This window comes from Blastococcus sp. KM273128 (assembly GCF_021698975.1).
Lineage (GTDB): Bacteria > Actinomycetota > Actinomycetes > Mycobacteriales > Geodermatophilaceae > Blastococcus.
Genome location: NZ_SSXA01000006.1, coordinates 91,617 through 110,442, shown reverse-complemented (window position 1 = coordinate 110,442; position 18,826 = coordinate 91,617). Strand labels below are relative to the sequence as shown.

At 74.1% G+C, this 18,826-nt stretch carries 17 protein-coding genes, 1 tRNA gene and 1 pseudogene; 10 read left to right on the top strand and 9 right to left on the bottom strand.

The features are described 5' to 3' along the window. Positions 1 to 2 precede the first annotated feature (2 nt). Together E9529_RS03440 and E9529_RS03435 are read right to left on the bottom strand one after the other, a co-directional pair. On the bottom strand, positions 3 to 413 hold the full coding sequence (locus E9529_RS03440; protein WP_236829700.1) for a phage holin family protein: 411 nt from the start codon (positions 411 to 413) through the stop codon (positions 3 to 5). Between the two features lie 93 nt (positions 414 to 506). After that, complete coding sequence (locus E9529_RS03435; protein WP_236829699.1) at positions 507 to 1,976, bottom strand: NAD(P)/FAD-dependent oxidoreductase; 1,470 nt, start codon at positions 1,974 to 1,976, stop codon at positions 507 to 509. Between the two features lie 190 nt (positions 1,977 to 2,166). On the opposite strand from E9529_RS03435, the pseudogene fdh reads away from it, so the two are divergent. The 3 genes and pseudogenes from fdh to nrfD all read left to right on the top strand — a co-directional run bounded on the left by fdh (position 2,167) and on the right by nrfD (position 7,531). Next, positions 2,167 to 5,466 (top strand): annotated as a pseudogene (gene fdh / locus E9529_RS03425) (formate dehydrogenase). Beyond that, positions 5,463 to 6,500 carry a 4Fe-4S dicluster domain-containing protein gene (locus E9529_RS03420; RefSeq protein WP_236829696.1) on the top strand — a complete coding sequence of 346 codons (1,038 nt, stop codon included), beginning with the start codon at positions 5,463 to 5,465 and terminating at the stop codon, positions 6,498 to 6,500. Before fdh ends, E9529_RS03420 begins: the two are co-directional and overlap by 4 nt. After that, complete coding sequence (nrfD, locus tag E9529_RS03415; RefSeq protein WP_236829695.1) at positions 6,497 to 7,531, top strand: NrfD/PsrC family molybdoenzyme membrane anchor subunit; 1,035 nt, start codon at positions 6,497 to 6,499, stop codon at positions 7,529 to 7,531. The genes E9529_RS03420 and nrfD overlap by 4 nt, the downstream gene beginning before the upstream one ends. A 6-nt stretch (positions 7,532 to 7,537) precedes the next feature. On the opposite strand, the gene E9529_RS03410 is transcribed toward nrfD, so the two are convergent. Next, positions 7,538 to 8,563: an SDR family oxidoreductase gene (locus tag E9529_RS03410; protein WP_236829694.1), complete on the bottom strand. Its 1,026-nt coding sequence runs from the start codon at positions 8,561 to 8,563 to the stop codon at positions 7,538 to 7,540. Positions 8,564 to 8,718: 155 nt separating this feature from the next. Beyond that, the gene (locus tag E9529_RS03405; protein ID WP_236829693.1) at positions 8,719 to 9,258 is read right to left on the bottom strand and encodes a hypothetical protein; all 540 of its coding nucleotides are present in this window, start codon (positions 9,256 to 9,258) and stop codon (positions 8,719 to 8,721) included. A gap of 115 nt (positions 9,259 to 9,373) precedes the next feature. On the opposite strand from E9529_RS03405, the gene E9529_RS03400 reads away from it, so the two are divergent. The 4 genes from E9529_RS03400 (at position 9,374) to E9529_RS03385 (ending at position 11,414) form a co-directional block, all read left to right on the top strand. Further along, positions 9,374 to 9,450: transfer RNA gene (locus E9529_RS03400), tRNA-Met, on the top strand. Between the two features lie 133 nt (positions 9,451 to 9,583). Further along, positions 9,584 to 10,900: a cytochrome P450 gene (locus E9529_RS03395; RefSeq protein WP_236829692.1), complete on the top strand. Its 1,317-nt coding sequence runs from the start codon at positions 9,584 to 9,586 to the stop codon at positions 10,898 to 10,900. After that, on the top strand, positions 10,897 to 11,115 hold the full coding sequence (locus E9529_RS03390) for a ferredoxin (protein ID WP_236829691.1): 219 nt from the start codon (positions 10,897 to 10,899) through the stop codon (positions 11,113 to 11,115). Before E9529_RS03395 ends, E9529_RS03390 begins: the two co-directional genes overlap by 4 nt. A gap of 8 nt (positions 11,116 to 11,123) precedes the next feature. Further along, positions 11,124 to 11,414 (top strand): GNAT family N-acetyltransferase, encoded by a 291-nt coding sequence (locus tag E9529_RS03385; protein WP_236829690.1) that lies wholly within the window; start codon positions 11,124 to 11,126, stop codon positions 11,412 to 11,414. A gap of 56 nt (positions 11,415 to 11,470) precedes the next feature. Here the strand turns inward: E9529_RS03385 and E9529_RS03380 are convergent, their stop codons facing one another. Beyond that, positions 11,471 to 11,980: a VOC family protein gene (locus tag E9529_RS03380; RefSeq protein ID WP_236829689.1), complete on the bottom strand. Its 510-nt coding sequence runs from the start codon at positions 11,978 to 11,980 to the stop codon at positions 11,471 to 11,473. Positions 11,981 to 12,081: 101 nt separating this feature from the next. Between E9529_RS03380 and E9529_RS22545 the strand changes: the two genes are divergently transcribed. Continuing rightward, positions 12,082 to 12,951, top strand: a complete 870-nt coding sequence (locus E9529_RS22545; protein ID WP_236829688.1) for a polysaccharide pyruvyl transferase family protein — start codon at positions 12,082 to 12,084, stop codon at positions 12,949 to 12,951. On the opposite strand, the gene E9529_RS03370 is transcribed toward E9529_RS22545, so the two are convergent. Continuing rightward, on the bottom strand, positions 12,929 to 13,810 hold the full coding sequence (locus E9529_RS03370; protein WP_236829687.1) for a glycosyltransferase family 2 protein: 882 nt from the start codon (positions 13,808 to 13,810) through the stop codon (positions 12,929 to 12,931). The two genes, E9529_RS22545 and E9529_RS03370, sit on opposite strands and share 23 nt — an antisense overlap. Before the next feature lie 113 nt (positions 13,811 to 13,923). Here E9529_RS03370 and map point away from each other — a divergent pair, with 113 nt between their 5' ends. Both map and E9529_RS03360 read left to right on the top strand, forming a co-directional pair. After that, positions 13,924 to 14,694 carry a type I methionyl aminopeptidase gene (map, locus tag E9529_RS03365; RefSeq protein WP_236829686.1) on the top strand — a complete coding sequence of 257 codons (771 nt, stop codon included), beginning with the start codon at positions 13,924 to 13,926 and terminating at the stop codon, positions 14,692 to 14,694. Between the two features lie 43 nt (positions 14,695 to 14,737). Further along, positions 14,738 to 15,055, top strand: coding sequence for an antibiotic biosynthesis monooxygenase (locus E9529_RS03360; RefSeq protein WP_236829685.1), 318 nt, complete (start codon positions 14,738 to 14,740; stop codon positions 15,053 to 15,055). A gap of 2 nt (positions 15,056 to 15,057) precedes the next feature. On the opposite strand, the gene E9529_RS03355 is transcribed toward E9529_RS03360, so the two are convergent. The 3 genes from E9529_RS03355 to E9529_RS03345 form a co-directional block, all read right to left on the bottom strand. Continuing rightward, entirely contained in the window at positions 15,058 to 16,194 is a 1,137-nt protein-coding gene (locus E9529_RS03355) for a cystathionine gamma-synthase (protein ID WP_236829684.1), read from the bottom strand. Then, the gene (locus tag E9529_RS03350; RefSeq protein WP_236829683.1) at positions 16,191 to 17,573 is read right to left on the bottom strand and encodes a cystathionine beta-synthase; all 1,383 of its coding nucleotides are present in this window, start codon (positions 17,571 to 17,573) and stop codon (positions 16,191 to 16,193) included. Before E9529_RS03350 ends, E9529_RS03355 begins: the two co-directional genes overlap by 4 nt. Positions 17,574 to 17,643: 70 nt before the next feature. Next, positions 17,644 to 18,816, bottom strand: coding sequence for a zinc-dependent alcohol dehydrogenase (locus tag E9529_RS03345; protein ID WP_236829682.1), 1,173 nt, complete (start codon positions 18,814 to 18,816; stop codon positions 17,644 to 17,646). Positions 18,817 to 18,826: the final 10 nt, after the last annotated feature.

Here is an 18,826-nt window from a genome sequence, read left to right as displayed (position 1 = left end):
GCTCAGCCCGCCGTCGGGGGCCCCTCGGCGGCGGTGACGGCGCGGACGTCCTCGCGGAGGCTGTCCACCACCTCGTCCGGGACGATCGGCCACGCCCGGCGGAGCTCGGCCAGCGCCCCGGCGGTCAGCGCGCCGGCGCCGCCGGCGAGGAGGCCGGTCGCCAGCGCGGCGGAGGTCGTGGGGGTGAGCCTCCGGTCCAGGAGCCGCAGCAGCAGGGCGGTGGTGCTGCCGACGGCCATCCCTCCGAGGACGCCGGCGGCGCCGAGGAGCGCGCCGGCGCGACCGGCCTGCCGCGCCTTCCCGGCCAGCTCGGCCTGGGCGTGCTGCAGCTCCTTCCGGACCAGGGTGGAGAGGTCGGCGCCCAGGGACTGGATCAGGTCGCTGGTGGAGCTGTTCGGGGTCGGCTCGCTCATGGGGAGCTCCTCGCGCTCGGGCGTATGGACCGGTGCGGCACCACGTCCGCTACCCGACGGCACCGGGCGCCGAACCCGGACCCGGCCGGGACGTCAGGCCGCGGGCGGCCGCAAGGGCGGCGCCGTCGCGACCCCGAAGACGTCCCGCAGCGCGACCCGGGCCGCGTTGTCGCCGCACATGCCGTGGACCGCAGGCCCCGGCGGGGTGGCCGACGAGGCCAGGTAGGTGCCCGGTACGGGGGTCCGGTACGTGTTCCACCGGGGCACCGGGCGGGCGAGCATCTGCCGGAGGGAGGCCTCGCCGTTGGAGATCTCCCCGCCGACGTAGTTGGGGTTGTAGGCCTCCATCTCCGGTGCGCGCATGGTGTGCCGGGCGAGGACGGTGTCGCGGAAACCGGGGGCGAACCGCTCCACCTGCGCCTCGACCCGCTCGGTCAGGTCGGCGTCGGAGCCGTTCGGCACGTGCGCGTACGCCCACAGCACGTGCCCGCCGGACGGCGCCCTCGTCGGATCGGCCACGGTGGGCTGCACGGCGATCACGAAGGGCCGGTCGGTGTGCCGCCCCGAGGCCGGGGCGGACTCGGCCGCGACCGTCTCCTCGAGGTCGCCGGAGAGGTGCACCGTGCCGGCGCGGCGCACGTCGGGGTGGGTCCAGGGCACCGGCTCGGACAGCGCCCAGTCGATCTTGAACACCCCGGGACCGTGGCGGTACCGGGACACCCAGCGGCGGTAGCCCTCGTGGACCCGGTTCCCGGCCATGCGCACGAAGGCCTGCGGCGTGGTGTCGAGCAGGACGGCGGGCACGCCGTCGAACTCGCGCAGGTCGGTCACCTCGTGCCCGGTGACCACCTCGCCGCCCTGCTCCCGGAGCGCCGCGACCATCGCGTCGGCCATCCGCTGCGAACCGCCCTCGACCAGCGGCCAGCCGCCGTGGTGGGCGAGCATGCCCTGCAGCAGGCCCAGCCCGCCGGTGATCGCGCGGGTCAGGTCCAGCGTCCCGTGCGCGGCCGCACCGGCGAGCAGCGCCCGCGGGGCGTCGGTGCGGAACCACCGGCGGGCCAGCCAGCGGACGTTCGGCAGGCCGTTGACGGCGAAGGAGGCCATCGCCGGGAGGCTCCGGGTCGGTATCCGACGCAGCGCGCTCCCGAGGAAGTAGTCGACGAGGTCGTCGCCCGCGTCGAGCAGCGGGCCGAGCAACCGGCGGTAGGCGGGGCCGTCGGGCCCGAACCCGTCGGCCGTCTCCGCCAGCGACCGGTGGGCCACCGCGGCCCGGCCGCCGTCGAGGGGGTGCGCATAGGGCACCTCGGGATGCACCAGGCGGACCCCGCGGGACGGGAGGTCGAACTCGCGGAAGAACGGCGCGACGGCCGCCATGGGGTGCACCGAGGCGCAGACGTCGGAGACGAAGCCCGGCCGGGTGAGCTCCGCCGACCGGATCCCACCGCCGGGCCGGTCGGCGCGCTCGACGACCCGCACCCGCAGGCCGGCGGCGGCCAGCCGCAGGGCCGCCGCCAGCCCGTTCGGCCCCGACCCGACGACGACGGCATCCGGCTTCCCGCTCACCACCCCATGCTGGGCGAGGTCCCGGGGACCGGCCAGCCGGCCCGTGAGGCCGCAGTCGCGGAGGTGCAGGTCACCCGGCCGGTGGCTAGGGTCGGGACCGGCAGCCGAACGGGCCGAGGTGTGCGACCGGAGACCGTGCCTGCACGCCCGGCACCCCGTCCGCCCCCGAGAGGGGCGGGCCCCCCAGGAGGTGCTCGTGAAGACCTGGCTCGATGCGTGGCCGGTGGTCCGGCAGCTCACCGGTGACGATCCCCTGGGCCGCGGCGACGCCGTCCGCAGCAAGCGGACCGACGGCCTCACCCCCCGGACGGCCACCGCCGACCGGGTCGTGCAGAGCGTGTGCCCCTACTGCGCGGTGGGCTGCGGCCAGCGGGTGTACGTGCAGGACGAGCAGGTCACCCAGATCGAGGGCGACCCCGACTCGCCGATCAGCCGAGGCCGCCTGTGCCCCAAGGGCGCGGCCAGCAAGAACCTCGTCACGAACTCGACCCGCGAGACGAGGATCCGCTACCGCCGCCCGTACGCGACGGAGTGGGAGGACCTCGACCTCGACACCGCGATGGACATGATCGCCGACCGGGTCATCCGGACCCGGCGCGAGACCTGGCAGGACGAGGTCGACGGCAAGCGGGTCAACCGCACGATGGGGATAGCGAGCCTCGGAGGGGCGACCCTCGACAACGAGGAGAACTACCTCATGAAGAAGCTCTACACCGCCCTGGGCGCGGTGCAGGTCGAGAACCAGGCGCGCATATAGCACTCCTCCACGGTCCCCGGTCTGGGGACCACGTTCGGTCGTGGCGGCGCGACGATGCCGCAGCAGGATCTCGCCAACTCCGACTGCATCGTCATCCAGGGCTCGAACATGGCCGAGGCCCACCCGGTCGGCTTCCAGTGGGTGATGGAGGCCAAGGCGCGCGGCGCCACGGTCATCCACGTCGACCCGCGGTTCACCCGCACCAGCGCGCTGGCCGACCTCCACGTCCCGCTTCGGGCGGGCACCGACATCGCCTTCCTCGGCGGGCTGATCAACCACGTGCTGCAGAACGGGCTGGAGTTCCGCGAGTACGTCGTCGCCTACACCAACGCCGCGGCCATCCTCCGGGACGACTTCCGGGACACCGAGGACCTCGACGGGCTGTTCTCCGGCTACGACCCCGACAAGGGGGAGTACGACGAGACGACCTGGCAGTACGAGGGCACGTCGGTGACCGCCGCCGCCGGGCAGCGCCAGGCGCCCAAGCCGGGGGCCTCGGGCTCCTCGGGGGGCGGGCAGCCCCCGAGCGCGCCGGACGCCGAGGAGCACTCGGAGGGCAGCTCGGAGCAGGCCGGCAGCGGGGGGATGCCCGTGGGCGGGAAGCCGGAGCGCGACGAGAGCCTCCAGCACCCCCGGTGCGTCTTCCAGGTGCTCAAGCGCCACTACGCGCGCTACACCCCGGAGATGGTGCACGAGGTCTGCGGCGTCGAACCGGCCGTGTTCCGGAAGGTGGCCGACGCGCTCACCGCCAACTCCGGACGCGAGCGCACCAGCGCGTTCGTCTACTCGGTCGGCTGGACGCACCACACCGTCGGCGTCCAGTACGTCCGCGCCGCGGGTGTGCTGCAGGCCCTGCTCGGCAACATGGGCCGGCCCGGCGGGGGCATCCTCGCGCTGCGCGGGCACGCCAGCATCCAGGGGTCGACCGACATCCCGACGCTGTTCAACCTGCTGCCGGGGTACATCCCGATGCCGCACGCCCGCGAGGACCGCGACCTCGACGACTTCGTCGCCGAGGCGTCGGGCTCGGTCGGTTACTGGGGCAACATGCGCAAGTACGCCGTCAGCCTGCTCAAGGCGTGGTGGGGGGATGCCGCGCAGCCGGAGAACGACTTCTGCTTCGACCACCTGCCCCGGCTGACCGGCGACCACAGCAGCTACCAGACGATCGCCCAGCAGATCCAGGGCACCGTGCCCGGCTACTTCCTGGTCGGCGAGAACCCGGTCGTCGGCCACGCCAACGGCAAGATGGCGCGGCTGGGGCTGGCCAACCTCGACTGGCTCGTCGTCCGCGACCTGCAGCTGATCGAGTCCGCGACGTTCTGGCAGAACGGTCCGGAGATCGAGACAGGTGAGCTGGTCACCGAGCAGATCCCCACCGAGGTGTTCTTCCTCCCCGCGGCCGCGCACGTGGAGAAGGACGGATCGTTCACCAACACCCAGCGGCTGCTGCAGTGGCACTCCCAGGCCGTCGAACCGCCGGGGGACTGCCGCAGCGACCTGTGGTTCTACTTCCACCTCGGGCGCAGGATCCGCGAGAAGCTCGCCGGCTCGACCGACCCCCGCGACCGGCCGGTCCTGGAGCTCACGTGGGACTACCCGACGCACGGGCCCCAGGACGAGCCCAGCGCGCACGCGGTGCTCCGCGAGATCAGCGGGACCGGACCGGACGGCACGGCGGTCTCCGGGTACACCGAGCTGGCCGACGACGGCTCGACCAGCTGCGGGTGCTGGATCTACTCCGGCGTCTTCGCCGACGAGGTGAACCAGGCCAACCGGAAGAAGCCGCGCACCGAGCAGGACCTGGTGGCGCTCGAGTGGGGCTGGGCGTGGCCGATGAACCGCCGGGTCCTCTACAACCGCGCCTCGGCCGACCCGGAGGGCCGGCCGTGGAGCGAGCGCAAGAAGTACGTGTACTGGGACGAGGACGAGGGGAAGTGGACCGGTCCCGACGTGCCGGACTTCCAGGCGACCAAGCCCCCCGACTTCGTCCCGGCGGAGGGCGCCACGGCCGAGGACGCCCTCTCCGGCACCGACCCCTTCGTCATGCAGGGGGACGGGAAGGCGTGGCTCTACGTGCCGGCCGGCCTGGCCGACGGGCCGATGCCGACCCACTACGAGCCGGCAGAGTCCCCGGTGCCCAACCCGCTGTACCAGCGGCAGGCCAACCCGGCCCGCAAGGAGCTGCGAGGGGCGTGGAACCGGGCGAACCCGGCGATGGACGAGACGTTCCCGTTCGTCGTCACCACCTACCGGCTCACCGAGCACCACACGGCCGGCGGGATGAGCCGCGCCCTGGAGTACCTGGCCGAGCTGCAACCGGAGTTCTTCTGCGAGGTGAGCCCCCAGCTGGCCGCCGAGCGCGGACTCGAGCACATGGGCTGGGCGACCGTGGTGAGCGCGCGCAACGCCATCGAGGCACGGGTGCTGGTCACCGAGCGGATGCGCCCGCTGCGGGTCGCCGGGCGGGAGGTCCACCAGGTCGGCCTCCCGTACCACTGGGGCCAGAACGGCATCACCACCGGGGACTCGGCGAACGAGCTGCTCGGGGTCGTCATGGACCCCAACGTGCACATCCAGGAGTCGAAGGTGGCCACCTGCGACATCCGGCCCGGCCGGCGACCCCGCGGACCGGCGCTGGTCGAGTTCGTGGAGGAGTACCGCCGCCGGGCCGGCGTCGCCAGCGGACGGCTCGGCCCCAACGGCCGTGCCCCGATCGAGGAGCGGTCATGACGACGATCAGCTCGGCGAGCACCGCGTTCTCCGGGGACGACCCGCGCAACCGGCTGTTCGGGCCGGTCCCCGACGTCGCCGGTGAGCGGGGGTACGGCGAGGACCACCCACCCCGGGTCGGCTTCTTCACCGACACCTCGGTGTGCATCGGCTGCAAGGCCTGCGAGGTGGCGTGCAAGGAGTGGAACACGCTCCCGATGGACGACGCCGAGGGGAACCGGGCCCAGCTCGGCCTGACCGGGGCGTCGTACGACAACACCGGCATGCTGGGCGCCAACAGCTGGCGGCACGTCGCCTTCGTCGAGCAGAGCCGTGCCGTCGACCTGCCGATGCCCACCGTCGGGGCGCCGGGGAGCGCCGGCGGGCAGCGCCCGCTGGAGGACCCGCCGGTCGTCCACCCCGGGGTGCCGGCGTCGTCGACGACGGCGGAGCAGAGCGCGCCGCAGCAGACGTCGTCCGGCGACCGGGAGATCCGGTGGCTGATGAGCTCCGACGTCTGCAAGCACTGCACCCACGCCGCCTGCCTGGACGTCTGCCCGACCGGCTCGCTGTTCCGCACCGAGTTCGGCAGCGTCGTGGTGCAGGAGGACATCTGCAACGGCTGCGGGTACTGCGTGCCCGCCTGCCCCTACGGCGTGATCGACCAGCGGCAGGACGACGGCCGGGTGTTCAAGTGCACCCTCTGCTACGACCGGCTGACCGACGGTCTCCAGCCCGCGTGCGCGAGCGCCTGCCCCACCGAGTCCATCCAGTTCGGCGACCTCGACGAGCTCCGGGCCCGCGCCGACGCCCGGCTGGCCGCACTCCAGGACAAGGGCGTCGAGGGGGCGCGCCTGTACGGGCACGACGAGGACGACGGCGTCGGTGGAGCCGGTGCGTTCTTCCTCCTGCTGGACGAACCGGAGGTCTACGGCTTGCCGCCGGACCCGGTGGTGACCACGCGCGACCTGCCGTCGATGTGGCGGCACGTCGCGGCCGGCGCGGCGATGGTCGTCGGGCTGGTGGCCTCGGCTTTCGCGGGGCGACGCCGGTGACGGCGGCCGAGGGCCTCCCCGGGGCCGGCTGGCGCCGGGCGGACGGCCCACCCGCGCAGGACCGGGAACGGCGCCGCCGGTCGGGGGGCCGGCCGCCGCGCCCCGGCGAGTCGCTGGTGGGCGAGGCGGAGTTCACCTCCTACTACGGGCGCCCGGTGATCAAGCCGCCGGTGTGGAAGACGCCGGACGTGCCGCTGTACCTCTTCCTCGGCGGGGCGGCGGGGACGTCGGCGCTGCTGGGGACCATGGCGGAGCTGACCGGCCGCCCGGCCCTGTCCCGGGCGGCGCACCTGGCCGCGGGAGGCGGAGCGCTCACGTCGGTGGGCTTCCTCATCCACGACCTGGGCCGGCCCGCGCGGTTCCTCAACATGCTGCGGGTCTTCAAGCCGACCTCGCCGCTGTCGGTGGGGTCGTGGGTGCTGGCGCCGTTCAGCGCGCTGGCCACGGCGACGGCCGGTGCCCACCTGCTCGGCCGCTTCCCGCGGCTGCGGCTGCTCACCGGGCTGGGGGCCGCGGCGCTCGGCGGGCCGATGACGACCTACACCGCCGCGCTGCTCGCCGACACCGCCGTGCCGTCCTGGCACGAGGCGCACCGCGAGCTGCCGTTCGCGTTCGCCGGTTCGGCGATGGCCGCGGGCGGCGGCATCGCCGTCGCCAGCAGCCCCGCGGAGGAGGCGGGTCCGGCCCGGCAGGTCGCCGTCACGGGTGCGCTCGTGGACCTGGTGGCCATGCACCGCATCGAGCACGGTCACGGGCTGGTGAGCGAGCCGTACCGCACCGGCCGCGCGGGCCGGCTGCTGCAGGCCGCGCGCGCCTGCACGGTGACCGGGACGGCGCTGACCCTCGCCGCCGGCCGGCGGCGGGTCCCCGCGCTGCTCGGGGGCGCACTCCTGGCGGCCGGCTCGGTGCTCACCCGCTTCGGCGTCTTCGACGCGGGCATGGCCAGCGCCAGGGACCCGAGGTACACCGTCGAGCCGCAGCGGGCCCGGGCGGCCGAGCGGGACGCCGCGGCCGCCGGCACCCGGTCCTGAGGACCCTCAGCGCGCCCGGCGCCAGGCAGCCAGCCCCGAGGCGACCGCCCCGGCGCCGAGCGCGGCAAGGGCTCCGTGGTTGCGGGAGGCCCAGATCTGCGGGTCCCGGTCCCGTGTCCGGTGCCGGAAGCTGCCCCGGGCCCCGAAGTCGCGCCCCTCGGGCCCGTCGGCCGGTTCCCAGAGGTTGACGGGGTCGCTCGGTGACGCGGGCTCGCCGCGCTGCTGCCCCTCGTACCCGTTCCGGGCGAGGTACCAGTCCATGAACTGCGGCCAGACCTTGTTGCCGACGATCGTCCAGACGGTCGGGTTGCCGACCCACCACGCGCGGCGCCGGGGGTGCTCGCTCGCGTGCACGAGCGCCCGGGCCATCAGGTCGACCGGGTAGATCGGGGGGACCGGCTGCGGCCGTTCGGGCAGCTTGTTGAGCACCCAGTCGAACTGCGGGGTGTTCACCCCGGGCAGGTTGACCATCGTGATGCGCACGTTGCTGCCGTCGTGCCGCAGCTCGGTCAGCAGCGACTCGGTGAAGCCCTTGATGGCGTGCTTGGCCCCGCAGTAGACGCTCTGCAGGGGGATGCCGCGGTAGGCGAGCGCAGAGCCGGTCTGCACGATCACGCCCCGGTCCCGCGGCTTCATCCGCCGCAGCGCCGACATGGTGCCGTGCACGAACCCCAGGTAGGTGACCCGGGTGACGCGCTCCCACTCCTCGGCGGTGATCTGCTCGAACGGCGCGAACACCGTGCTGAAGGCGACGTTGCACCAGACGTCGATCGGCCCGAGCTCCTGCTCCACCCGGTCCGCCGCCGCCTCGACGGCCGCCGCGTCGGCGACGTCCACCGGGACCACCAGCGGGGTACCACCGGCGTCCCGGACGTCCGCGGCGGCCCCGGCCAGGCCTTTCTCGCCCCGGGCCAGCAGGGCGACCCGGTCGCCTCTGCGGGCGAAGGCGGCCGCGGTGGCGCGGCCGATCCCGCCGCTCGCCCCGGTCACGACGACGACCCGACCGTTCCTGGCTCCGTCCGTTCCGCGCACGGCAGCTCCTCCCGTGGTGGGCGCGGCCCGGCCGCGCCGTGTGGGTGCAGCGCTCCCCTCGGCGCCTCGCATCGCCATCGGTGTGTTCGCCGGGCGCGGGCTGCAAACCCCGTGCCCGGCGATCGACGGGGTCGCCGGGCAGGGAGCGGGGAGGTTCAGTCGCCGGCGGCAGCGTCAGGGGCGTGGGCGTTCCCGCCGAACAACCGCGCGGCGACCTCGCGCCGCGTCTCGGTCAGCCAGGCGTGCTGCCGGTTCGCCTGCTCGACGAGCTGGTCGAGCCGGTCGGCGTCCAGGCGGTGGTCGGCGTCGGCGACTTCGCGCAGGCTCTCGAAGCCGCTGCGCTTGGCGCGGACCGCGGAGGCGAGGAACTCGAACTCCACCAGGTCGCTCAGCGGCGAGCGGGCGAGCAGGCGGCCGTTGAGCTTCAGCCGCGAGACCTTCTCGCCCACCCAGAGGGCAGCCTGCTTGTACCGCTGCTCGGGGAGTCCCAGGTCGTGCAGGATCGCGCGGAGCGCGGCGTTCTCCTCGTGCAGCTCGGCCAGCAGCTGCTGGAGCGGAGGCTCGTACGGCGTGCCGCGGTGTACCCCGATCATCCGTTGCACCAGCTGGATGCCCCCGACCGAGGCGGCCAGGTGGTCGTTGAGGTAGACGGTCAGCAGGTCGACGTTGCGCAGGCGGGCGGGGGGATGGGACACGTGACCTCCTGGGAGAGCGGCTGGGAACAGTGTCGGGGTGGCCGAGTGCTCCGCGCGCGGTCGGGGACCGGCTGGACGCCGCTCGCCCCGGGGCGTGTACCCTGGGATGCACCGACGCGGGGTGGAGCAGCTCGGTAGCTCGCTGGGCTCATAACCCAGAGGTCGCAGGTTCGAATCCTGTCCCCGCTACCACGACGGAGGCCCGGTCACCGCAGGTGGCCGGGCCTCCGTGCATGCACGGGCCGGTGGCGTGCGGGGTGTGTTGTGTGTCACCCCGATTCTCTCTAGCGTGCGGAGCACGACCGCCGCCCAGGGAGGACCTCTCGTGTCCGTCGACGCCGCACCAGCACCCGGAACCGTCCCGCAGCCGCGCAAGGCGGGCGCTGCCGACCTCGGCATCGACCTGTCCGACCGCGACTTCTGGTCGCGCCCGCCGGCCGAGCGGCACGCCGTCTTCGACCGGCTCCGCGCCGAGCGGCCGTTCGCGTTCTTCGCCGAGCCGGAGATCCCCAACCTGCCGACCGGGCCCGGCTACCACGCGGTCACCCGCTACGCCGACCTGGAGGCGATCAGCTCCCAGCCCGCCGTGTTCTGCTCGGGGGAGGGGGCCGTCTCCATCCAGGACATCCCCGCCGACCTCAACGAGTTCTACGGCTCGCTGATCAGCATGGACGACCCGCGGCACGCGAAGATCCGCCGCATCGTCGCCAAGACGTTCACGCCACGGATGCTGGAGCGGGTGGTCGACTCGGTGGGGGTCGTGGTCGACGACGTGCTGGCCGCGGTGCGGCGGAAGGCCGCGGAGGGGGACGGCACCTTCGACGTCGTCGCCGACCTCGCCGCGCCCATCCCGCTGCGGGTCATCTGCGACATGATGGGCGTCCCGGAGCAGGACCGGGCGATGGTGCTGGCCAAGTCGAACGTCATCCTGTCCGGCGGCGACCCGGAGCTCGTCGAGGACGAGGAGGACCCGCTCACCGGGGTGCTCATGGCGGGCATCGAGCTGGCCGGGCTGATGGAGCGGCTGGCCGCCGAGCGGCTGGAGCAGCCGACCGATGACCTGACCACGGCGCTGGTGACCACCGAGGTCGAGGGCGAGAAGCTCACCCACCAGGAGATCGCCTCGTTCTTCATCCTGCTGCTGGTGGCGGGCAACGAGACCACCCGCAACGCGATCTCCCAGGGGCTGCTCGCGCTGCAGGAGCACCCCGACGAGCGGGCCCGCTGGGTCGCCGACCCGGGGCTCACCCGCACGGCGGTCGAGGAGATCGTGCGGTGGACCAGCCCGGTCACCTGGATGCGCCGCACCGCCACCCGCGACGGCGAGCTGAACGGCTACCCGTTCGCCGCGGGGGACAAGTTCCTGCTCTTCTACGCCGCCGCGAACCGCGACCCCGCGGTGTTCCCCGACCCGCACCGCTTCGACCTCGGCCGCGACCCCAACCCGCACGTCGGCTTCGGTTCCAAGGGGCCGCACTTCTGCCTGGGTGCGCACCTGGCCCGGCGTGAGCTGGCGGTCACCTTCGCGCGGGTCTTCGAGCAGCTGCCCGACCTGGAGATCACCGGCCCGCCCGCCCGGCTGCGGTCCTCCTTCGTCAACGGGCTCAAGCGGCTGCCCGCCCGGCTGGCGGACAGCCGGTGAGCCGCCTGGAGGCCGATCTGGAGCGCTGCGTGGGGGCCGGGGCCTGCGAGGCCCTGGCGCCGGACCTGTTCGAGGTGGGCGACGAGGGGACCGTGCTGGTGCTGCGCCCGCACCCCGAGGGCGCGGAGCTGCGCGACGCCGAGGAGGCGGTCCGGCAGTGCCCCACCCGCGCGCTGCAGCTGGTGGCGGAACAGCCGGCTCCCGCGGCGGGTTGACCGCGGGCATGGAGACCACCGTCATCGACGTCCCCGAGGCCGACCGGTTCGAGATCCGCGACGGCGACCGCGTGCTGGGGCTGGCCGCCTACGAACGCCGCGGCGACACCGTCGTGTTCACCCACACCGAGATCGACCCCGACGCCGGGCAGTCAGGGCTGGGCAGCACCCTGGTCCGCGCCGCCCTCGACGAGGTGCGGTCCCGCGGCGGGTCCGTGGTGCCGCGCTGCTCCTTCGTCGCCGGCTGGATCGAGCGGCACCCGGACTACGGCGACCTGGTCGTCGACCGGGACCGCTGAGAGAGGACCCCGTCCTCCCACCCTCCGCATGCCAGGGCGGGGGACGGGGTCCTCTTTCACAGGACCTTGGTGCCGTACATCTCGCCGAGCGGGTCGGCGATGAGCTCGATGCGGGCGCCGTCGGGGTCGCGGAAGTAGACCGAGACCCCGCTGTGCACCTCGTGCTCGACACCGGCCTCGGTGAGCCGCCCGACCAGCTCCTCCCAGCGCTGCGGGTCCACGCTGATCGCCATGTGGTGCAGCCCGCCGAGCACCTCCGCGTACGGCCCGACGTCCAGGCCGGGGAAGTCGAAGAACGCCAGCAGGTTGCCGTTGCCGATGTCGAAGAAGAAGTGCGAGGAACCCGGGTAGTCGCGGTTCTCGATCAGCTCGGTGAGCGGGAACCCGAGGACGTCCTGGTAGAAGCGCACCGTGCGCTCGACGTCGCTGCTGATCAGCGCGGTGTGGTGCAGCCCCCGTGCGGTGGAGGCCGGCCGGGTGCCCGGCGGCCGCAGGTGCGCGGCCCTGATCCGGTCGCGCTCGGCCTCGAGGGCGGGCAGGTCGCGGTCCTGGTCGGTGGTGCTCACGGCGTCTCCTCGTGGGTCGGCGGTGACCGCTCCAACCCGTGGGACGCGGATCTCCTTCCCAGCGGATGCCCCGGGCGCACCCGGCTGCCAGGGTGGAGGTCGTGCGTGTTCTCGTGGCCGGGTGGTTCAGCTTCGACGAGGTGATCGCCACAGTCGGCGACGAGCTGGGGGCGGAGGCGGTGACCGGTTGGCTGACCGACCTGGGCATCGACCACGACGTCGCCTGGGCCCCGTACCTGGAGCGGGGGGTGCACTGGCGCGACGTCGACCCGGCCGGCTACACGCACCTGGTCTTCACCACCGGGCCGGTCGGCGACCTACCCGGCCTGCGTGACCTCACGTCCGCGTTCGCGGCAGCGCAGCGCTGGGCGGTGAACGTCTCCGTCGTCGACGCCGCCGGCCGGGCGATGTTCGACGAGGTCTGGGAGCGGGATGCCCCCGGCGTGACCCGGCCGGACCTCGCGATCGAGGGCTCCGCGGCGGAGGCCCCCGTCGTCGCCGTCGCGTTCGCCCCGCTGCAGGGGGAGTACGGCGACCGCAGCCGGGCCGACCGCGTGCGCGGTGTCATCGAGGAGTGGCTCGCCTCCCGGGCCCTGCCGTGGTTCCCGGTCGACACCGATCTGTACGAGAAGCCGCACCCCCGCCGGCCGGCGCAGGTGGAGGCCCTCCTCCAGCGGTGCGACGTCGTGGTCAGCATGCGGCTGCACGGGCTCGTGCTGGGGCTCAAGAACGACCGCCCGGTCATCGCCTGCGACCCGATTGCCGGCGGGGCCAAGGTGGCCGGCCAGGCCCGCGCGCTGGACTGGCCCCTGCTCCTGGACGCCGACGAGGTCACCGCCGAGGCGCTCGACGCGGCGCTGTCCCGCTGCCTGTCCGGTGAGCTGGCGGGGGCGGTCGGGCGCTCCCGGAGCCGCGGGGAGGCCGGGACCGACGAGGCGCGGCGCTGGTTCACCGCGCAGCTGGGTCGCTGAGCGGGCGCTGCGCCAGGGCGAACCGCCGCTCCACCTCCGCGGGGACCAGCCGCCGCTGCCGCAGCGCGGCGGGCAGCCGGCGGGCCCAGCCCCGCAGCGCCGTCCGCGCGGCCGCGTCCGACGGAGCCCGTCCGGCCAGCCGGGCGGTGGCGGCCAGCGCCACCGGGAGCGGCCGGCGCAGCCAGTCGACCAGCAGGTCGTTGCGGGTCTGCAACGCCCAGCGCCGCGGCGAGAGGGTCGGCGGGCCGGCCGGGTCGTGCCAGGCGACGACGTCCTCGGCGAAGCTCTGCTGCCAGCCGGCGGCCGCCAGGTCCAGTGCGAGCAGGTGCTCCTCGCCGGCGAAGAACAGCAGCGGGGAGAACCCGCCGACCGAGAGGTACGCCTCGCGCCGGACCACCGTCGCGAACGCGGGGTAGCTCAGCACGTCGGGTCCCGGCGTCCCCGGCGCCCGTCCCAGGACGGCGGCCCGGTGCTTGCGGGTGACCGGGTCGACCGACCCGTCGGCGGCCATGCGCACCTGCCCGGCGAGGAGGGCGACGCCGGGGTGCTCGTCGAGCAGGTCGGCCGCGCGGTCGAGGGCGCCGGCGGCCCACCACGAGTCGTCGTCGGCGAAGGCGACGAACGGGGTCCTGGCGTGCTGCACCCCCACGGTCCGCGCCACCGCCCCGCGGTTGACCGGCAGCTCCACCACCGCCACGGCCGGGTGCCGGGCGCGGACGGCGGCCGCGGTGCCGTCCGAAGAGCCGTTGTCGACGACGACCACCGGGTGGCGGCCGTCGTCGAGGTGGGCCAGCGACCGCAGCAGGGACTCCCGCCGGTCCCGGGTGGCGACGACGACGGTCACGCGCGGAGGGCTCATCCCGCCCTGCGTACCGCGACGGCGGGTTCCTCGAACACCGCCGCCGGCAGCCCGGGCCGGACCGCCGTCCACCTCCGGGATAGCTTGGCCGCTGACGACCAAGGAGGGTCACCGTGATCGAACTGCGCACCCCGGGCGAGCTGGACGCGATGCGGGCCGCCGGTGCCGTGGTCGCCGACATGCACGCGGCGGTCCGCGCGCTCGCGGCACCGGGTGTGCGGCTGACCCAGCTCGACGCCGTCGCCCGCGACGTCCTGGCCGACGCCGGCGCCACCTCGCCCTTCCTCGGCTACGCGCCGCTGCCCACCACCCCGCCCTTCCCCGGGGTGCTGTGCCTGTCGGTGAACGACGTCGCGCTGCACGGCATCCCGACGCCGGAGGTGCTCGAGGACGGCGACCTGCTCAGCGTGGACGCCGGCGCGGTGCTCGACGGCTGGGTCGGGGACGCCGCGATGACCTACCCGGTGGGCACGCCGCGGCCCGAGGACCTCGCGCTGGTTGAGACGACCGAGCGCGCGCTGGCGGCGGGGATCGCCGCGGCCGTCGTCGGCAACCGGATCGGCGACATCTCCGCCGCGATCGGCGCGGTCGGCCGGGCCGGCGGGTGCGGCATCAACACCGACCAGGGCGGCCACGGGGTGGGGCGCACCATGCACGAGGCGCCGTCGGTGCCCAACGAGGGGCGCGCCGGCCGCGGGGTGCCGCTGCGCCCGGGCCTGGTCATCGCCATCGAGCCGTGGTTCCTGGCCGGCGGCAACGACGACTACACGGTCGACGCCGACGGCTGGACGCTGCGCAGCGCGGACGGCAGCCGGGCCGCCCACGTCGAGCACACCGTCGCCGTGACCGCGGACGGACCCCGGATCCTCACGGCGCCGCGCTGACGACCCACCGGCGAGGTGCCCGGCGGGCCGTACGGTGCACGGCGTGATCCTCGAGCACGCGGAGCTGTCCGTGACCCCCGGCCGCGAGGCCGAGTTCGATGCGGCGTTCCGGTCCGCGGCCCCGATCATCTCCGCGTCGCCGGGCTTCCGGCGGCTGATGCTCTCCCGGTGCGTGGAGCGCGAGCACGTCTTCCTGCTGCTCGTCGAGTGGAACAGCGTGGAGGACCACACCGAGGGCTTCCGCGGGTCGCCGGGGTACCAGGAGTGGCGCCGCCTGCTGCACTCCTTCTACGACCCGTTCCCCGTGGTCGAGCACTTCCGCCCGCTGTTCATCGTCGGGCCGACCCCGGCGGGAGCCTGACCTCAGCCCAGCGCCTGCTCCAGGTCGGCCACGAGGTCCTCGACGTCCTCGATGCCGACCGAGAGGCGGACCAGGTCGCCCGGCACCTCCAGCGGGGAGCCCGCAGCGCTGGCGTGGGTCATCCGGCCCGGGTGCTCGATCAGCGACTCGACGCCACCCAGCGACTCGGCCAGCGTGAACAGCTTCGTCCGCTCGCAGACCCGCAGCGCCGCCGCCTCGCCGTCCCGGAGCCGGAACGAGATCATGCCGCCGAAGCCGGACATCTGCTTCGCCGCGACCTCGTGACCGGGGTGGCCGGGGAGCCCCGGGTAGAGCACCGCCGCCACCTCCGGCCGGCCGACCAGGAACTCCGCGATCCGGGCGGCGTTGGCGCAGTGCCGGTCCACCCGGACGCCGAGCGTCTTGAGGCTGCGCAGCACCAGCCACGCGTCGAACGGGCCGGCGACCGCCCCCATCGCGTTGTGGTTGTAGGCCAGCTTCCCGCCGAGCTCCGCGTCGCGGGTGACCAGCGCCCCGCCGACGACGTCGGAGTGCCCGCCCAGGTACTTCGTGGTCGAGTGCACGACGACGTCGGCGCCGAGCGTCAGCGGCCGCTGCAGGTAGGGCGAGGCGAAGGTGTTGTCGACGACGAGCAGCGCGCCCGCCTCGTGCGCGATCGCCGCCGTGGCCTCGATGTCGGTGATGTTCAGCAGCGGGTTGCTCGGCGTCTCGCACCAGACCACCCGCGTGGTGGGCCGGATCGCCGCCCGCAGTGCGTCGGGGTCGTCCAGCGCGACCGGCGTGTGCTCCAGCCCCCACTCCGACAGCACCCGCGAGATCAGCCGGAAGGTCCCGCCGTACGCGTCGCCACCGAGGACGACGTGGTCACCGGCCCGGCAGACCGTCCGCAGCAGGGTGTCCTCGGCGGCCAGCCCCGAGGCGAAGGCCAGCGCGGTGCTGCCCTCCTCGAGCGCGGCCAGGGCGGCGTGCAGGGTGTCGCGGGTCGGGTTGCCGCTGCGGCTGTACTCGTAGCCGCCGCGCAGCCCGCCGACGCCGTCCTGCTTGTACGTCGTCGTCAGGTGCAGCGGCGGGATCACCGCGCCGGTGGCCGGGTCGGGCTCCTGCCCGGCGTGGATGGCCCGGGTGTTGAAGCCGGTCACCGGGCCACCCCCGCGAGGTGGCCGAGCACGTCCTGCCGGGTGACGACGCCGGCGGGCTTGCCGTCGACGTGCACGAGCAGCGCGTCGGCCGAACCCAGCTGGGCGACGGCCGCGTGCACCGCCTCGCCCGAGCCGACGATGGGCAGCGGTGGGGACATGTGCTTCTCCACCCGGTCGGCGAGCGAGGCGCGGCCGGCGAACAGCGCGTCGAGCAGCGTCTTCTCGTCGATCGAGCCGACGACCTCGCCCGCGGTGACCGGTGGCTCGGCCCGGACGACGGGGAGCTGGCTGACGCCGTACTCGCGGAGGATGTCGATCGCGTCGCGGACGGTCTCGTTGGGGTGGGTGTGCACCAGCGTCGGCGTCTCGCCGGACTTGGTGTGCAGCAGCTCGCCGACGGTCTCCCCGCCGGACTCCTCGAGGAAGCCGTAGTCGGCCATCCACGCGTCGTTGAAGATCTTGCCCAGGTAGCCGCGGCCGCCGTCGGGCAGCAGCACCACGAGGACGTCGTCCTTGGTCAGCCGCTCGGCCACGCGCAGCGCCGCCACGACCGCCATCCCGCAGGAGCCGCCGACCAGCAGGCCCTCCTCGCGGGCGAGCCGGCGGGTCATCGCGAACGAGTCGCCGTCGGAGACCGCGACGATCTCGTCGGCGACCTCCTTGTCGTAGGTGCTGGGCCAGAAGTCCTCGCCGACGCCCTCGACCAGGTAGGGGCGGCCGGTGCCCCCGGAGTAGACCGAGCCCTCGGGGTCGGCGCCGATGACCTGCACCCGGCCGCCGGACTGCTCCTTGAGGTAGCGGCCGACCCCGCTGATCGTGCCGCCGGTTCCGGCCCCGGTGACGAAGTGGGTGATCCGGCCCTCGGTCTGCGCCCAGATCTCCGGGCCGGTCGTCTCGTAGTGCGAGCGCGGGTTGTTCGGGTTGGAGTACTGGTCGGGCTTCCACGCGCCGGGGGTCTCGCGGGCCAGCCGGTCCGACACCGAGTAGTACGACCGCGGGTCCGCCGGGTCGACGGCGGTGGGGCAGACGACGACCTCGGCGCCGTAGGCCTTGAGCACGTTGATCTTCTCCTGCCCGACCTTGTCGGGGCAGACGAAGATGCAGCGGTAGCCGCGCTGCTGGGCGACCAGGGCCAGGCCGATCCCGGTGTTGCCGCTGGTCGGCTCGACGATCGTGCCGCCGGGCTGCAGCTCGCCGCCGGCCTCGGCGGCGTCGACCATGCGCACCGCGATCCGGTCCTTCACCGAACCGCCGGGGTTGAGGTACTCGACCTTGGCCAGCACCAGCGGGGCGTCCGGGCCCAGGTGGCGGGTCACGGACGACAGCCGGACCAGGGGGGTGTTGCCGACCAGGTCGACGACGGACTCGGCGTACTGCACGGGTGCCTCCTCGGACCCGGGCCGGCCTCGTCGCCGGCCCGGTCGTGCTCATCCCACCAGACGGGGCCGGTCAGGGCTTGAGGACCACCTTGGTGCAGTCGTCCTCCTTGTCCCGGAACATCCGGTAGCCCTCCGGTGCCCGGTCCAGCGGCAGGGTGTGCGAGATCAGGAACGTCGGGTCGATCTCGCCGTCGCGGATCTTCTCGTACAGCGGCTTCAGGTAGCGGTGCACGTGCGCCTGACCGGTGCGCACGGTCAGCGACCGGTTCATCAGCGAGCCGACCGGGAACTTGTCCATGAGCCCGCCGTAGACGCCGATGACGGAGACGGTGCCGCCGCTGCGGCACGCCATGATCGCCTCGCGGAGGGCGTGCGGGCGCTCGGTCTCGGCCATGACGGCGGTCTTGGCGCGGTCGTAGGCGTCCACCGCGGTGGTGGGGTGGGTGGCCTCCAGCCCGACGGCGTCGATGCACCCGTCCGGCCCACGGCCGGCGGTGAGCTCGTTCAGCGCGTCGAGGACGTCGACCTCCTCGTAGTTCAGGACGTCGGTGGCGCCGGCCTCCCGCGCCTTGTCGAGCCGGTAGCCGAACCGGTCGATGGCGACGACCCGTTCGGCGCCGAGCATCTTCGCGCTGGCGACGGCGAACAGGCCCACGGGGCCGGCGCCCCAGACGGCGACGACGTCACCGGGGGAGATGTCGCACATCTCCGCGCCCATGTAGCCGGTGGGGAAGATGTCGGTGAGGAACAGCACCTGCTCGTCGGTCAGGTCGTCCTCGACCTTGAACGGGCCGACGTCGGCGAACGGCACGCGGGCGTACTCGGCCTGGCCGCCGGGGTAGCCGCCGACCAGGTGCGAGTAGCCGAAGATGCCGCAGGGGGAGTGGCCCCACAGCTTCTCGGCCATGCCGGCGTTCGGGTTGGAGTTCTCGCACACGGAGAACAGGCCGCGCTCGCAGGCGTTGCACGCGCCGCACGCGATGGGGAACGGGACGACGACGCGGTCGCCGACACGCAGGTTCGAGACGCCCCGGCCGACCTCGACCACCTCGCCCATGAACTCGTGGCCGAGGATGTCGCCCTTCTTCATCGTGGGGATGAACCCGTCGTAGAGGTGCAGGTCCGAGCCGCAGATGGCGGTGGAGGTGACCTTCACGATCGCGTCGCGGTCGTTGAGCAGCCGCGGGTCGGGGACCTCGTTGACCTCGACGTGGTTCTTGCCCATCCACTGGGTGGCGCGCACGGGGGTGGTC

Coding starts and splice junctions, on each gene's coding strand:
- E9529_RS03440 (WP_236829700.1), bottom strand. CDS start 413: ATGAGCGAGCCGACCCCGAACAGCTCCACCAGCGACCTGATCCAGTCC.
- E9529_RS03420 (WP_236829696.1), top strand. CDS start 5,463: ATGACGACGATCAGCTCGGCGAGCACCGCGTTCTCCGGGGACGACCCG.
- E9529_RS03385 (WP_236829690.1), top strand. CDS start 11,124: ATGGAGACCACCGTCATCGACGTCCCCGAGGCCGACCGGTTCGAGATC.
- E9529_RS03370 (WP_236829687.1), bottom strand. CDS start 13,810: ATGAGCCCTCCGCGCGTGACCGTCGTCGTCGCCACCCGGGACCGGCGG.